This window comes from Rickettsia lanei, assembly GCF_056242675.1.
In genome coordinates this window covers 1,092,431-1,106,072 of the sequence record NZ_CP172233.1, presented here as the reverse complement: position 1 = coordinate 1,106,072, position 13,642 = coordinate 1,092,431, and the positions used below count along the sequence as shown (strand labels likewise).

Genomic DNA, 13,642 nt, shown 5'->3' with positions numbered 1-13,642 from the left:
GAATGACATTTAATTATAAATAGTTAATTTATTATCCACGCCCTCTGTTTGTTGTTCTATTTCTAGCTTTAGGTTTTGAAGAAGCAGCAATATTTTTTAAATTAGTTTGATAATGTTTAATTTTCTCTATTCTTGCCTCTCTTAGTTTTTCATAATGAGTTTTAGCATTTTTGCTGAAACCTACTTTGGTTTCCATATTTTTTACAAAATCAGTAACAAGTATTCGAGATGCCCTTGAATATCGATTTGACAATTTTTATCTAAAGCACCGGGCATAGTTTCTTGTATTTTTTTACAACACAGTACATATCTAAAGCTTCAGGTTGATAATGACCGCTATTATTACGAAGGTAATCAATTTTCCCCTATCATTTATACCTATAACTCCTGCTGCTTCCGCAGGCTTTCCACTTAAAAATGAACCGTGAACAAGATTTTTAGTATTTGGCAAATATTGATTTTTATGAGTACCCATATAAATTGTTCCATCCTCTCCCATTACAAATACTTGAACATTATTCATGCTTTTACTTTCTTTACCGATAGTAGAAGCTACTTTACCGTTAGCATCAAGTAATCTTTGAGAGGAGGTATCATAGAATAATTGGTGATTTTTTTCTTCTGGTCCCATACGTAATATTTTAAATTTATGCCCATCCCATATTTGTTTACCTTGAGCTATTTCTTGAAGATGATGTTCTGCAAGTTTTGGATTTGGATGAACTACTTTAACTCTTACAGAATCTACTATTGCATCGTTTAATTTTCCTAACTCATGTTCCGGTATTAAAGCCTGCTTAAATTTCTTTATTAATCTATTCCAATTATCTCTAGCTCTAGTTTTGGGATCTCTAAAAGGTGTATCAATATTTCTTCTGACATCTCCAACTAGATAAACTTTATTATCTTTTTGGACTAAGTTATCTTTGTATAAAGGCTCTCCTTCTTGATTTATAAGTGGACCTTGTCTTGCAATAGCAGCTAATTGACCATCCTTATAAAGAATAATTTTTTCATTACTTATGAATTAATTTGTATTTTATCCTGATGATTTAAATTACCAATACCGATACCGTCAATATCTGCAATTTGAATATCTCTATTTTTATCAACAAATTTTCTAATTTCTTCAGAATTATTAATAAATTGACCGTTATCCTTTAATATTCCTTGTATATCGCCGATAGTATAAGTAAATTCTTCTTTGATTGTTTTTGTGTCCTTTATAAGACCTACTGCAGCGAAAATTTGTTGAAAGAAATTTAGATTGCTCTTTACTTCAACATTTTTTACTCCAATAGCTTCTCGTTAATGAATTACCAATTGATCCGGCTTTAAGTAGCCACCTTTATCATAAATATTAATTATTCTTCCTCTTATAAGGTCTACTTCTGTTGCTTCTTTATCTTGTGAAAATTCCTTAACTTGCGGCTCTTCTGCAAACCTTACTTTCTTTTTTGTCCTTACCCATTTAAATAAATGTATAAAAAATAACTTTAGGTTTCATTTTAACAATAAAAACTTTTATTTTGTTAATAATAGGCTATTTTTTTAGTAAATTGAGGATTTAAAATCACATATTATATGATAACTGATTTTTCTTACATATAGTGCGATAGGTTCTTGTTAATTTGCCAAATAGCGACAAATACTAAACAAGTTGTAAACATTTGTAGTAGCTGTAATAATATGCTTAATTCCGGTATTAATATAATAATAACCGGTTGTAATATTATCGGGACTCCGCTTGAAAACATTACTAACCTTATAGCAGTTTGTATTGAAGTTTTAGTAGTAAGTAAATTAGCTAAGCTATATACTAACAAAACTATAATACTTCTCTCTAATAAGAATGTTACAAACCAAAATAATATAATAGCCGGCATACCGAAATAAATAAATAAATTGGGGGCATATAATAAATGATCGGCAAAATATTTTTTTATTATTTCAGGAGTTAAAATTACTTCATTTTGCTTGAATATCTCAGAATAGTTAATAGTACTTGGGAAATTTTTCTTAGTATTGGCTACAATTAAATTTATCTTCAGCTTATTCTCTTCAAGTACAAACGGTATTTTGCTTTTTTCTTTGTTAGAAACTTGATTTTTTGTATCAATGACGACTATTTTATTGTTATTCTTGCTATATAAATATATAGGCTCTACTTCTGCAACTGAAATGTTTGAATTATTATATTTAATTTCCGGTAATTGATTGATAATATATTCAATGTTGGCTGTAACTTTTGATGATTGTATTCCGTTAAAATAATCTTTTAAAGTTATTAGGTAATTTAATATAAAAATACAATAAATTATTGATGGAATAAAAGATAAGGTAAATACATATCTTATTCCGTACCCTTGATAGTTTTTATATACATCTTTATAAAACTCTATAGAGCGAATTGATAAATGTAATTGACGGAGTAATGCGTTTAATCCTCCTAATATAAATGATAATAAATACATGTATAAGTAATTTATTTAAGTTTTTCAACCTCTTCCTTCTTTAATCCGGTTGAGGTAGCTATTAAATCAGTTTTTACACCAGCTGTGATTAAATTTTTGGCTATATTAATTGTGCTTTAAGTATTTTTGCTATTGCTATTATATCATTTTGACCGAGTTTGATCAAAATGTAGAATAAAATTAACTCTAAATCAATCCCTATATTAACCTCAGCAAATATAGGTAAAAGGTCTGCTATTTCTTACCATCTCTTTAACAAATCTCGTGTATGAATGTGCTTCATAAAAAATTATAAAATTCCTGACCAAGTATTTTCTGTCAATTTTTCATCAGGAATTTCATGAACATTAATTAGCTGATAATCATTAATACAAGTAGCGTTTACTAATTCACTATTTTCAAATAATTCCCATAAATTTAAAGGAGCAGTATTATTTTTGTATGCCATTATAAAACACTCAAGGATATATGAAAGGAAATTTTGTATTTTTTAGTACTTTCTATGATATTCAGCAATATTTAACATATACCTAAATAACCAAAAAGCCATATAATAATATTAACCAATGTCTTAGAAGATAATTAAGGTGATCATAAGCTTTTTAAGCAAGTAGAAAATATGGCTTTGCAGCGTGACTCTCTTATTGTACCGGTAAAACTACTTATTTCAGTAGAGGAAAATAATAAACGAATACAAAGGCCCGATAGAGTGTTGTGTTATAAATCTTTGAGTATTGAAGGAAACGCAGAGTTAATTAATATAACGCATTCTCATTTGTTAGAAATAGATGTTAGTGATCTAACGGCACGTGCTTTAGTAGAGAAGATTTTAGAGCATACAAATAATATTGAGTAAATGAATAATATTTTAGATTACAAATCATACTACGATTTAATTGAGAATCTGAAGCTAGAAATCAAGCAAATACGAATTCGTGCACATTTAAGCATAAATAAAGAATTGATAAAACTATATTGAAATATTGGTTTTCAAATAATTAAACGTCAAAAGCTTGAGAAGTGGGAGCAAAAGTTATAGAAAATTTTTCTAAAGACTTATTAAAAGAATTTCCTGAAATGAAAAGATTATCTTATCAAAATATTTCTTATATGAGGCAATTTGCTGAAGAATATAACGATGAACAAATCCCCCAACAGCCTGTTGGAGAAATTCCCTGGGGATATCATATAGTCATTGTCTCAAAAGTTAAAAATCATACTGAAAGGCTTTGGTATGTATGCACACAAAACTATAGAAAACGGTTGGTCACGTAACGTACTAACCTTGCAAATTAAAAGCAATTTATACGCAAGATCAGGAAAAAGTATAAATAATTTTGGACATACTTTACCGGCAATGCAGTCTGATTTAGCAAAATCAATTATAAAAAATCCTTATAATTTAGAATTTCTAGATATTAAAGAAAATGTTTTAGAACGAGAACTAGAAAATAAGCTAATAGATAATATTAAGGATTTTTTATTAGAACTCGGTCAAGATTTTGCATTTATAGGTAATCCATACCTATAGAATTAGAAGGAGAGGATTATTACTTAGATTTATTGTTTTATCATGTTAAACTTAAATGCTATGTTGTTATTGAATTAAAAACGGGTAAATTTAAACTTAAATTAACCGAAAAATTTACCTACGAAATGAAAAAGCTATTTACCTAGTCCAAAAGATTTAGCTAGGTTAAAGAAACGAAGAGAAAAAGGATAATTATGAGTAGTGTAAATATTAGTTTAGCAACTCCTGATAATATTACAAATATTTTACCTTTGATGGCTCACTAGAATTCATATTGAAGCTTTAGTGATTGATGAGAATTATCGGGGAAAACAAATAGGTAAAAAGCTTATGGAATATTTAGAAGAAATAGTAAAAAAATATAGCCTCGTAATCGTTGATCTTACTTCTGGTTATCGATGTGCTACAGATAGTACGCATATATTTTATGAAGTGCTAGGTTATCATAATTCCGGAGAAATGGCTAAATTATATTTAAGACAAGAGTTATGAAGAATGAATCTGTAAAGAATATACGTTTAACCACTGCAACCGTTGCTGATTATCCTCTAATCCGAAATATGGTAAGGTTTTATATATATGATATATCGCGTTATTGTGGGTTTGAATCAGATGAATATGATTGGACATTGTCACGAGATGGTTTATATGAAGCTGATAATTACAAAAAATATTTTATAGAAACGGATAGGAAAGCCTATTGAATTAAATTAAATATAAAGGAGTTGGTAGGCAAGTAGCTAAGCAAATTTGGCAAATGCATAAAAGATTATGGGAAGTTGTGATTATTCCTGAAAATAAGCTGGCATTAATATTTTGGCGGAAAGTCATTAATGAATTTACCAAAGGTAATTTATCTTGAGGAAATTAAACTTGTTCAAATGAGTGATTATAAGGCCGAAAGAGTTATTTTTGAATTTGGTGCCAATATATTATGAATATAAATTTTACTACAACCTAATCTCTGCTTTTGCTAAATCTTTTAAAGTGCGTGATCCGGTGCATAGCATGGTAATTTTAAGCTGCTCGATTATCAATTGTATCTCTTCGAAAAGCAAGCTTTCAGAAATATCTGCCGCTTTTAAAAATTGACCGGCAAGTCCAAAAATATTAGCTCCTATACGAATTGCTTTTGCACCGTCAATGCCGGATTTTAACCCGCCACTGGTAATAATCGGAATATCTTTTGAAACTTCCCGCACCATTTTTAGAGAATCTAAAGTCGGAATTCCCCAGTTAATAAAGCTACTAGCTATACGGTTTTGTAACGAATTTGTAGCACGATAAGCCTCTACTTGACTCCAAGATGTCCCACCGCTCCCTGCAATATCAAGAACCTTAACCCCTGCGTCAATAAGACTCTCAGCAACTTGTTTAGATAAACCGTATCCTACTTCCTTAACAATTACTGGAATAGAGAGGTAATGAACCACTTCTCTTATCTTAGGTAACAGCTTTTCCCAGTTTCTATTACCTTCCGGCTGAGTCAGTTCCTGTAACACGTTTAAGTGTAAAATTAAGGCATCGGCTTTAATAGCATCCACTAAATACTGACATTCTTTAGGTGTCACTCCGTAATTAAGCTGTACTGCACCGATATTGGCTAGTAAAGGGATATCGGGAGCTATATGCCTTACTGCAAATGTCTTGATTGTATCCGGTTCCGTTAACAAAACCCGCATAGAGCCAAGCCCCATAGCAATACCGGCTTTTTGAGCGACCTGTGCAAGTCTATAGTTAATATCTCTAGCTCTAGTCGTGCCTCCGGTCATACTAGAAATTAGGATAGGTGCTTGTAAAGATTTTCCGAGGAAAGTAGTAGTTGTATTGATGCTATCGTAGTGAATTTCCGGTAATGCATTGTGAATAAAGTGAATAGATTCAAAACCGCTTTTAAGTGTAGATTCAACGTTTTTCGTAAGATTAATTTCAATATGGTCTTGCTTTCTTTCTATATCTAAATTCTGATCTTTTAGCATTTTCTCACTAATTCTTTTTACACTTAATCTATATTAATATATCTAGGTTCTGTGAAGATTTCTAATGGATTTTTTATTTTGAAGTATTTTTTAGCGAAAATTAATAAGATTTTTGAAGGAATAGTTATTCATATTTCAAAAAAACTTATAATTTGCAGCAAAAAAAGAGTCATAATTATGATTATTCTATTAAATGTCTACAGCACCTAAGCATTAAAGAAATAATCAAGTGCTGCAAGTTTTGAAGGTAAGTTTATTAATGGGTCTGAACGCTCAAAATCATAAGCATTGTAAAGGAGTACAGTCTGCTTCTATAATGTAAGCGTGTATATTTTTAGGCTCATTATTTTCTAGCTTATACCCTATAACATAGCTTGAGTATTTTTGTTCGATCAATTCTAAGCTCCATTCTATATCCTGATCCCACCATAGTTTTATATGTGGCATTTCTAGCCATTTTAAAAAAAGCAAAAAATGAGAAGTAGAAAGTGGGGTAAAGCTTATGTTAATATATTGTTTATCATTAAATAACTTGTATTACCTTTAAAATGCCCTGCTTTGAGCTTTATATTCTCCGGCCTGTTGTAATACCAATTAATTTAATTTCTGATAATTGTGTAATTACTTTATGCATTGTATAGCCTCTTATTAATTCACTCAGTAAGTTAAAACTAATCTAAAAAGGAATTATGATAAGATTTGAATATTATCTAACTTTTTTTGAAAAGCAAAAAGTCCTTAGTTTATGATATGTTTACTGTGTGAAGTATTTATAAATTGAAATAGCAATAAGATATGGTGGAGCCAGGGGGAGTCGAACCCCCGACCTTTTGAATGCCATTCAAACACTCTACCAACTGAGCTATGACCCCAATATAGTCAATGGATTTGGACTCGCCTGCATCGTCATTCGTCGTTCTCCTATTAGTTAGGTTTAACTCCTCGCTTCTAGTGTACAAATCCCACTGACTTGACTATAACAAATTAATTCTCTTATACTATAATAATAAAACTAAATCTATAGAATTTAATCTTTATTTTGCTAACAATGCCATAGCATCTCTGGACGATATTATATTATCTACTAATCCAAATTTTTTTGCTTCTTCCGGTGACATGAACTTATCACGTTCCATACTTTTTTCGATATGTTGTAACTCTTGTTCAGTATGTTTACTATACAATTCGTTAAGTAACCTTTTGATTTTTAGGGTTTCTTGAGCGTGGATTTCTATATCGGTAGCTTGCCCTTTATAACCTCCTGATGGTTGATGGATCATAATACGACTGTGAGGTAAACTATAACGCATCCCCTTCTCGCCCCCGCACAGTAAAAGTGAACCCATAGAACAAGCTTGACCTATGCATAATGTAGCCACTTTAGGTTTTATATATTGCATTGTGTCATAAATTGCAAGACCTGCGGTTACAACTCCTCCGGGGGAATTGATATACATATATATATCTTTTTTAGGATTTTCTGCTTCAAGAAACAATAATTGTGCAACAATTAAGTTGGCCATATGATCTTCAACAGTACTACATACAAAGATTATACGTTCTTTTAGCAATCTTGAATATATATCATAAGCACGTTCACCGCGTGATGTTGGTTCAATTACTATCGGTACATACGACATTAATATTTTCTCCTGAAATTGATTAATTAAATAGTTTTTCGTCATTACGAGGAGGTTATTTTAATAACCGACGTGGCAATCTCATGAAGTAGCATAGAACTCCTGAGATTGCTTCGTTGCAACTTACAGTTTCTCCTCGCAATAACTTATACTAGATTATTACTTCTTATCTTCTAAAGCATTAGCAAGTATATCTCCCATATTGGTAGTATTATCACTAGAACCATATGCTTTGAGAGCTTTTTGACGTTCTGCTATTTTATGAGCTTTGACCGATAATAAAATTCTACCGGTTGATTTCTCGATAGACACAACTTTTGCTTCTATTTCTTTGTCTATTTGAAACATTTCAGGCTTCTGCTCGTCTTTTTCATCCGATAGTTCAGTGCTTTTAATAAAACCTGCTACTTTATCGTTTAATAATACTTCGAGTCCCTCATCTTTAACTGCTGTTATAAGGGCTTTAACTATGGTGCCTTTTTTATATTCATCACTGATTTCTTGATATGGATTCGGCGACAATTGTTTTATACCTAAACTCACTTGTTCTTTTTCAATATTAATGGCTAGAACTTTGCATTCTATTTCGTCACCTTTTTTGTATGATTTTAATAGATCCGTTCCTTTATCTTCCCAGCTAATATCACCTTCATGAATCATGCCGTCCATATTATTACCGAGTGCAACAAAAATACCGAAATCCGTAATATTTCTAATCGGTGCTTTAATTATAGTACCGACAGGATTATTTTCAGCGAACTTTGTTAAAGGATTTTCTTGGCATTGTTTAATACTTAAAGAAACACGATGCTTTTCAGTATCGACCTCTAAAACTACGAATTCTACTTCTTGCCCTATAGTTAGCGTTTTTCTAGGATTTTGATTAGATTTTAACCAACTAATTTCGCTTGAATGAACAAGTCCCTCAAGCCCGTCTTTTAATTCTATAAATACGCCGTAATCAGCAAAATTTGTAACTTTACCGGTCATTTGTTTACCGACGGGGAATTCTTCTTTAATTGCTTCCCATGGGTTAGAATCAAGTTGTTTTATACCGAGTGATATTCTTTTGGTTTTTTCATCAAACTTAATAACCATTACTTTAACCTTTTGGTTAAAGTCTAACACTTCTGAAGGATGGTTAACTCTTCCCCAAGAAATATCGGTTAAATGTAATAAACCATCAACACTGCCAAGATCGATAAACGCACCGTAATCAGTAATATTTTTTACGGTTCCTTCTAATACCATGCCTTCTTTAATTTTAGATAGCATCTCATCTCTAGCTTCGGAACGTGATTCTTCTAAAATGGCTCTTCTTGAAACTACTATATTACCAAGCTTTTTATCCATACTTAAAATTTTAAACGGTTGCTTGATATTCATTATAGAAGTAGGATCTTTAATAGGTCTAACGTCAACTTGGCTTCCCGGTAAGAATGCTACTACACCCGATAAATCCACGGTAAAGCCTCCTTTTACACGACCGAAAATCGTACCGTCGACAAATTCGCCCTTGGAACACATGATTTCTAGTTGTCCCCATAATTCCTCTTTAACTGCTTTTTCACGGCTCAATATTGTTCTGCCGTTACGTCCTTCAATTGTCTCGATGAAAACTTCAACTACGTCCCCAACTCCAGGTAAAGCTAAAAATTCAGACTTAGGTATTCTACCTTCATTTTTTAATCCAACGTCAACAATAATTATATCGTTTTTTATTTCGATTACTTGACCTTTAACTACCGTTTTTTCTTTTATATGACTTGTATCAACGGTTTCAAGCATTTTAGAGAAATCTTCTGCAAATTTGTGATTCATTGCTGCAAGTTGTGGAACAAATCGTTGTTTTAGTTTTATTGACATATTCTTCTCGTAATATTAGCTAAAGTGCCTAGGCTAATAAAATTTTTTTGAAAGGTTAATAAAATTGGATGCTCTTGCATGGCTAAAAAAAGCGTTCTATGTCATTCCCGCGTAGGCGGGAATCCAGAACAAGCGAAATGGAGCTTTTAATATTAAAAATTCAGTGTGTTTTCACCTTTTAGTTGCTGAATTCCCGCCTACGCGGGAATGACATACTAGCCATGCAATAACGCCATAAAATCGAATAAAATAACCTAGCACTTTTTCAAGTTATTTTATTCTTTATATAATTTGTTACTTCTTCTACGACTTCCATAGCCGAAAGCTTTGAAGTATCGATAATTAAAGCATCTGAAGCCGGTAATAACGGTGCAGCTTTTCGCTCTTTATCTCTTTTATCTCGCAAAATTATTTGCCGTAAAATCTCATCGAGTATACATGTTTTTCCTTGTGCTTGCAACTGCTTATATCGTCTTTCAGCCCTAATTTGAGGATTTGCGGTTATAAAAATCTTTAAATCGGCGTCCGGTGCAACAACGGTGCCTATATCCCTACCCTCCATAATCATTCTAGGTGTTGTTTTTACTAGATTAATCAGGTATTTGTTTAGATTATTTCTAATTTCACTTATTATGGCAATTTGCGATGCTATATTTCCTATATTCTCATTCTCTAAGTCAAAATTATTGTCGAGTTTTAATTCTTTAGATAAAGCAATTACCGCATCTATATCAGTGACATCTATTTTTTGACTAATACAGTCAAACGCAAGCTGCCTATAAACAATACTTGACTGAAAATATTTAAGAGAAAATTTCTTGGCCAGTATTAAACCGATAGTCCCTTTACCTGAAGCAGCAGGACCGTCAAGAGCAATAGTGAAATTTTGAGAAATATCAAAGGCTTTAGTTTTTAAATCCACCATAAAATTATAGACTAAATAATAAAATATTATAAATAATGGAAATAAAGCTTGAAATCTAGTACATTAATGAATGTTTTAAAAAAACAAGGGTTAAAAACTACATATAGATTTAGTAGTACACCCTATGATGGGGTAATCAACAAATTAATTTTTTGATTTACAGCTTTAGTGTTTAAGAAATTAGGAATATGATGTCCGCTTTCCATTCTTGCTATTTGCGCTTGAGAATTAGACATTTTTTTAGCAACATCCGCCTGAGTCATATTAGATGCAAGACGAACCTTTAATAAAGTGCTTGCTATCTCAAATTCCATTTTTCGTGCTTCATAAGCTTTTTTTACTTCGGGGTTTGATAATAACTCTTTTTTAAATTTATCAAAGTTTTTCATTAAAACCTTCCTTTAATCTTAAGTTTTAGTTATTGAAATAGCTATTTTAGGAGTTTTTTTCTGTTTTTTTAATAAATGTATGCAATATAACTATTTTTTATCAATATAATCTTTTTAACATATAACTTGAACTAATCAATTGACACTTATCTTAATTGTAAATATTATAAGGTCCATAATTCAATAAACCCAAAACTACATAAAGATTAAAAAAATTATAAGGGTGATTAGCTCAGTTGGTTAGAGCATTACGTTGACATCGTAAAGGTTGAGGGTTCGAATCCCCCATCGCCCACCATATTACCTCTAGGCTTTTAAGACTTGTATGATTTTAATAAAAAACCCGTATGCTGGTTATATGATGGTTTTTTACTAAAGTTACCCCCATATACTTCTCTATAAAGTTTTCCTCTAACTGGTCTACAGAAGGAGGGAGTATAACAGAAATTTTAACTTTTCCCGGTCATTTTGCTGGTAATCATGATACCATATTTTATAATTTTGTGGGTAATTTTATTCCACCTGAGTGGCGAAATCTTAACAATAACCATGGTAAAAGATTAAGTACAACTTCTCGTCAACTTTTATCGTTAATAGTTTCTCGTATAAATTTTTATAATAAGCTTGGTAAGCAAGCAGAAGAACTACAGGAAAGTTTTCTTTTCTTCCAGCAAAAGCTAGGAGTTTGTCAAAAACGGGTAAAGCAATGTCTAGAAGAACTGAAAGGCAGTGGTTTCATTGATTTTTATTCAACTACCTTGATTATACATAATTATGAGATGTCCTAATATTCAATGTATCAAACTCCTTAAAAATTTTGTCAGTTTTCGTAGTAAAACTAATTGCGACTCTAACCAACAAGAATTTTCAAAGCAATCTGAAACAAAACATAACTCAATAGATCAAAATATTCAACCTAACCCAAAAAAAAATTTCCACTCAACCGGAAAAAATTTTCCATCACACAATATAATAGATATATATAATAATATATCTATATCTAGATATGGCAAAAAAAAATTTTTTTGAGGAAAATTGTAGACAAAGTTTGGAAGAGAGTAAATCAACGGAAGAGCAAAACTTTCAATCAGAAGGAGTGGTAAGTTCAGTAAGTAAGATGCCACCCATAAATTCTAGTGAGTCCTCTCCAATCAGCGATTCAGGCAGTAAGTCAGACTCTGACTCAAAAGATGATGATGCAGGTAGTGGAGGGGTTAATCAATCTTGCCAAAAATTGGCTGGTGTGATTAGCAAAATTGCCAGCAAGGTTAAAGGTTGGGGTTTGCCTCAGAAGTTAGAGGAGTTTCATCCATTGACTGAAGACGATGGCGATGTGCTAAGAATGAGATCAGGCCGTGACTTCAACTTGAGTTTTATCAACAAGTTGTTGATTAGACTAAGCAAGTAACGTTCCAATAATTACTTTCGCAATAAGCAAGCCGTGCTAAGTTACATGACTTTGGCTTTGATGCATGAAATGCGTCAACCGGCTTTGGCAAATAACGCGCGCTTTAACTTCAAAATGGATGATACTACTAGGACTAGAGAGAGTTATTTGCAGAAGGTAGAAGCGAGTCTAGACACTAGTCCAACAAATCAACTAAAATACAAGATCGCTGGAGTATTTGAGCGTAATACTGCCTATAAATTGCTGACTAGTTGTTGTTTCCTAGGGGTCTTTGGTGATTTATATAAGATCAAGCTAACACAGGAGGATATTAGGTTGCCTGAGTATGAGAAAACAAAATTACTCCATCAAGTACAAGTGGTATACGGCAACGAGGTACAGCACTTGGAGATTATTAGCAAAAAAACTACCACAACTACCGATAAATCAAAATCAAGCTATTTAGGACTAAGCCAGCTAAATCCACAGTCAGTGTGGTACAAAGTACGGCAATATTTACTGGAATCTTATGGTGAATTTGTTGATAAAGCATGGTTTAGCCAGTTAGAAGTGGTTGAAGAGGATATGACTTGCAAAAAAATCATTCTCAAACCAGCAACTGCCTTTATTGGTGACTGGATTAAGCAGAAGTATGGTATGGATTTAAGGCATGCTTTTCACAGTCATAATTTTACTTTTGAGTTTATGAAAGTTGACAGTAGTGCAATGGTATAGGATATGAGGAGGTTTAATATTTTTTTATTTAGCTGTTAATTGGTATTAAAAAATAACAATAAAAGGAAGAAGTTTTTTATTACGATTTAATAAACTAAACAACCCTCAGCTATAAGCTGAGGGGTTATAAAGTGGAATCGATTAGAAATCGATTATCGTTCACTAGACCTCTTGCGAAACTCAGTTCTGCTGGTAATTTGGATAATAATGCGGTACTCGAATCCTCACGTACATTTATATACACTGCAGTTTGAGGTGAAGCATCTCCTTCAAATTCTTGTGCATAAGCGAGTTTCGAAAAAGTCTTTTCTATAATTCCTCATATACCTTCTCTGATATAAATTCGTTGCTACGCAACTTCATTATATCTTTCCTTCGCCTAAAGGCAAGGGATTTTATATCCCCGAAGGGGACATTAAAGAAATAGCACTTAAAGCTATTTTCAACATATTTATAAGAGGATTATAATTTTAGCTAAGGGGGGGCTTATTAAAAACAAATAACACTATTGTACAAGTCTGTATTTATGAAATTTTAAGATGTTATTTCAATAATTGGTAGTGTGTTTTAAAGAAATATAGTCTAGAGTGACGAAACGTGAGAAAAGCAAAAATTTAAATTGGTAGTGATAGTTTGATAAAACTAATTGTATTAGTTGAGAAGACAATAATTACGATAGAGTAATAATGAGAAATAATTGTTCATTTAAGGAAAAA

General features: G+C 31.8%; 19 protein-coding genes, 2 tRNA genes and 2 pseudogenes. 12 read left to right on the top strand and 11 right to left on the bottom strand.

Annotated elements, in window-relative coordinates; genetic code table 11:
* Window positions 1–31: 31 nt before the first annotated feature.
* The 4 genes from ACHBLB_RS06335 to ACHBLB_RS06320 form a co-directional block, all read right to left on the bottom strand.
* Window positions 32–196 carry a hypothetical protein gene (locus ACHBLB_RS06335; RefSeq protein ID WP_475841443.1) on the bottom strand — a complete coding sequence of 55 codons (165 nt, stop codon included), beginning with the start codon at window positions 194–196 and terminating at the stop codon, window positions 32–34.
* Window positions 197–310: 114 nt separating this feature from the next.
* Window positions 311–631, bottom strand: a complete 321-nt coding sequence (locus tag ACHBLB_RS06330; protein WP_475841441.1) for a hypothetical protein — start codon at window positions 629–631, stop codon at window positions 311–313.
* A 970-nt stretch (window positions 632–1,601) separates the two neighbouring features.
* Window positions 1,602–2,474, bottom strand: coding sequence for a DUF1189 family protein (locus tag ACHBLB_RS06325; RefSeq protein WP_475841439.1), 873 nt, complete (start codon window positions 2,472–2,474; stop codon window positions 1,602–1,604).
* 289 nt (window positions 2,475–2,763) lie between these two features.
* Complete coding sequence (locus ACHBLB_RS06320; protein ID WP_475841437.1) at window positions 2,764–2,922, bottom strand: hypothetical protein; 159 nt, start codon at window positions 2,920–2,922, stop codon at window positions 2,764–2,766.
* 171 nt (window positions 2,923–3,093) lie between these two features.
* Between ACHBLB_RS06320 and ACHBLB_RS06315 the strand changes: the two genes are divergently transcribed.
* The 8 genes and pseudogenes from ACHBLB_RS06315 to ACHBLB_RS06280 all read left to right on the top strand — a co-directional run bounded on the left by ACHBLB_RS06315 (window position 3,094) and on the right by ACHBLB_RS06280 (window position 4,867).
* A complete protein-coding gene (locus tag ACHBLB_RS06315) occupies window positions 3,094–3,330 on the top strand; it encodes a hypothetical protein (RefSeq protein ID WP_475841435.1) in 237 nt (78 codons plus the stop codon).
* Between the two features lie 164 nt (window positions 3,331–3,494).
* On the top strand, window positions 3,495–3,749 hold the full coding sequence (locus tag ACHBLB_RS06310) for a DUF1016 N-terminal domain-containing protein (RefSeq protein WP_475841433.1): 255 nt from the start codon (window positions 3,495–3,497) through the stop codon (window positions 3,747–3,749).
* Window positions 3,670–4,005, top strand: coding sequence for a PDDEXK nuclease domain-containing protein (locus tag ACHBLB_RS06305; RefSeq protein WP_475841431.1), 336 nt, complete (start codon window positions 3,670–3,672; stop codon window positions 4,003–4,005). The genes ACHBLB_RS06310 and ACHBLB_RS06305 overlap by 80 nt, the downstream gene beginning before the upstream one ends.
* 32 nt (window positions 4,006–4,037) lie before the next feature.
* Window positions 4,038–4,151, top strand: a complete 114-nt coding sequence (locus ACHBLB_RS06300; RefSeq protein ID WP_475841429.1) for a hypothetical protein — start codon at window positions 4,038–4,040, stop codon at window positions 4,149–4,151.
* Between the two features lie 48 nt (window positions 4,152–4,199).
* Window positions 4,200–4,262: pseudogene (locus tag ACHBLB_RS06295) on the top strand (GNAT family N-acetyltransferase); the annotation flags it as partial.
* A gap of 4 nt (window positions 4,263–4,266) precedes the next feature.
* Window positions 4,267–4,497, top strand: a pseudogene (locus ACHBLB_RS06290) (GNAT family N-acetyltransferase); the annotation flags it as partial.
* Window positions 4,494–4,709 (top strand): hypothetical protein, encoded by a 216-nt coding sequence (locus ACHBLB_RS06285; RefSeq protein ID WP_475841427.1) that lies wholly within the window; start codon window positions 4,494–4,496, stop codon window positions 4,707–4,709. The pseudogene ACHBLB_RS06290 and the gene ACHBLB_RS06285, both read left to right, overlap by 4 nt.
* A 5-nt stretch (window positions 4,710–4,714) precedes the next feature.
* Complete coding sequence (locus ACHBLB_RS06280; RefSeq protein WP_475842789.1) at window positions 4,715–4,867, top strand: acetyltransferase; 153 nt, start codon at window positions 4,715–4,717, stop codon at window positions 4,865–4,867.
* Between the two features lie 88 nt (window positions 4,868–4,955).
* On the opposite strand, the gene fni is transcribed toward ACHBLB_RS06280, so the two are convergent.
* The 7 genes from fni to ACHBLB_RS06245 form a co-directional block, all read right to left on the bottom strand.
* Window positions 4,956–5,984, bottom strand: a complete 1,029-nt coding sequence (gene fni, locus ACHBLB_RS06275; RefSeq protein ID WP_475841424.1) for a type 2 isopentenyl-diphosphate Delta-isomerase — start codon at window positions 5,982–5,984, stop codon at window positions 4,956–4,958.
* Between the two features lie 279 nt (window positions 5,985–6,263).
* A complete protein-coding gene (locus ACHBLB_RS06270) occupies window positions 6,264–6,431 on the bottom strand; it encodes a hypothetical protein (protein ID WP_475841422.1) in 168 nt (55 codons plus the stop codon).
* Window positions 6,432–6,780: 349 nt separating this feature from the next.
* Window positions 6,781–6,856 (bottom strand) — tRNA-Ala (locus tag ACHBLB_RS06265).
* A gap of 162 nt (window positions 6,857–7,018) precedes the next feature.
* Window positions 7,019–7,624: an ATP-dependent Clp endopeptidase proteolytic subunit ClpP gene (gene clpP, locus ACHBLB_RS06260; RefSeq protein WP_475842787.1), complete on the bottom strand. Its 606-nt coding sequence runs from the start codon at window positions 7,622–7,624 to the stop codon at window positions 7,019–7,021.
* A 159-nt stretch (window positions 7,625–7,783) separates the two neighbouring features.
* Window positions 7,784–9,490 carry a 30S ribosomal protein S1 gene (locus tag ACHBLB_RS06255; RefSeq protein ID WP_475841420.1) on the bottom strand — a complete coding sequence of 569 codons (1,707 nt, stop codon included), beginning with the start codon at window positions 9,488–9,490 and terminating at the stop codon, window positions 7,784–7,786.
* 265 nt (window positions 9,491–9,755) lie between these two features.
* Entirely contained in the window at window positions 9,756–10,415 is a 660-nt protein-coding gene (cmk, locus tag ACHBLB_RS06250; RefSeq protein ID WP_475841418.1) for a (d)CMP kinase, read from the bottom strand.
* A gap of 122 nt (window positions 10,416–10,537) precedes the next feature.
* Window positions 10,538–10,804: a helix-turn-helix domain-containing protein gene (locus ACHBLB_RS06245; RefSeq protein WP_475841416.1), complete on the bottom strand. Its 267-nt coding sequence runs from the start codon at window positions 10,802–10,804 to the stop codon at window positions 10,538–10,540.
* A 221-nt stretch (window positions 10,805–11,025) separates the two neighbouring features.
* On the opposite strand from ACHBLB_RS06245, the gene ACHBLB_RS06240 reads away from it, so the two are divergent.
* The 4 genes from ACHBLB_RS06240 (at window position 11,026) to ACHBLB_RS06225 (ending at window position 12,926) form a co-directional block, all read left to right on the top strand.
* A tRNA-Val gene (locus ACHBLB_RS06240) sits at window positions 11,026–11,102 on the top strand.
* Window positions 11,103–11,307: 205 nt separating this feature from the next.
* Window positions 11,308–11,592, top strand: a complete 285-nt coding sequence (locus tag ACHBLB_RS06235) for a hypothetical protein (RefSeq protein WP_475841414.1) — start codon at window positions 11,308–11,310, stop codon at window positions 11,590–11,592.
* A 218-nt stretch (window positions 11,593–11,810) separates the two neighbouring features.
* On the top strand, window positions 11,811–12,212 hold the full coding sequence (locus tag ACHBLB_RS06230) for a hypothetical protein (protein WP_475841412.1): 402 nt from the start codon (window positions 11,811–11,813) through the stop codon (window positions 12,210–12,212).
* Between the two features lie 60 nt (window positions 12,213–12,272).
* Window positions 12,273–12,926: a DnaA N-terminal domain-containing protein gene (locus tag ACHBLB_RS06225; protein WP_475842785.1), complete on the top strand. Its 654-nt coding sequence runs from the start codon at window positions 12,273–12,275 to the stop codon at window positions 12,924–12,926.
* Window positions 12,927–13,642: the final 716 nt, after the last annotated feature.

Bases quoted from the DNA above. Each gene is read 5' to 3' on its own strand.
- ACHBLB_RS06335 (WP_475841443.1), bottom strand. From the start codon at position 196: ATGGAAACCAAAGTAGGTTTCAGCAAAAATGCTAAAACTCATTATGAA.
- ACHBLB_RS06330 (WP_475841441.1), bottom strand. From the start codon at position 631: ATGGGACCAGAAGAAAAAAATCACCAATTATTCTATGATACCTCCTCT.
- ACHBLB_RS06325 (WP_475841439.1), bottom strand. From the start codon at position 2,474: ATGTATTTATTATCATTTATATTAGGAGGATTAAACGCATTACTCCGT.
- ACHBLB_RS06320 (WP_475841437.1), bottom strand. From the start codon at position 2,922: ATGGCATACAAAAATAATACTGCTCCTTTAAATTTATGGGAATTATTT.
- ACHBLB_RS06315 (WP_475841435.1), top strand. From the start codon at position 3,094: ATGGCTTTGCAGCGTGACTCTCTTATTGTACCGGTAAAACTACTTATT.
- ACHBLB_RS06285 (WP_475841427.1), top strand. From the start codon at position 4,494: ATGAAGAATGAATCTGTAAAGAATATACGTTTAACCACTGCAACCGTT.
- fni (WP_475841424.1), bottom strand. From the start codon at position 5,984: ATGCTAAAAGATCAGAATTTAGATATAGAAAGAAAGCAAGACCATATT.
- ACHBLB_RS06270 (WP_475841422.1), bottom strand. From the start codon at position 6,431: ATGCCACATATAAAACTATGGTGGGATCAGGATATAGAATGGAGCTTA.
- clpP (WP_475842787.1), bottom strand. From the start codon at position 7,624: ATGTCGTATGTACCGATAGTAATTGAACCAACATCACGCGGTGAACGT.
- ACHBLB_RS06255 (WP_475841420.1), bottom strand. From the start codon at position 9,490: ATGTCAATAAAACTAAAACAACGATTTGTTCCACAACTTGCAGCAATG.
- cmk (WP_475841418.1), bottom strand. From the start codon at position 10,415: ATGGTGGATTTAAAAACTAAAGCCTTTGATATTTCTCAAAATTTCACT.
- ACHBLB_RS06245 (WP_475841416.1), bottom strand. From the start codon at position 10,804: ATGAAAAACTTTGATAAATTTAAAAAAGAGTTATTATCAAACCCCGAA.
- ACHBLB_RS06230 (WP_475841412.1), top strand. From the start codon at position 11,811: ATGGCAAAAAAAAATTTTTTTGAGGAAAATTGTAGACAAAGTTTGGAA.
- ACHBLB_RS06225 (WP_475842785.1), top strand. From the start codon at position 12,273: ATGCATGAAATGCGTCAACCGGCTTTGGCAAATAACGCGCGCTTTAAC.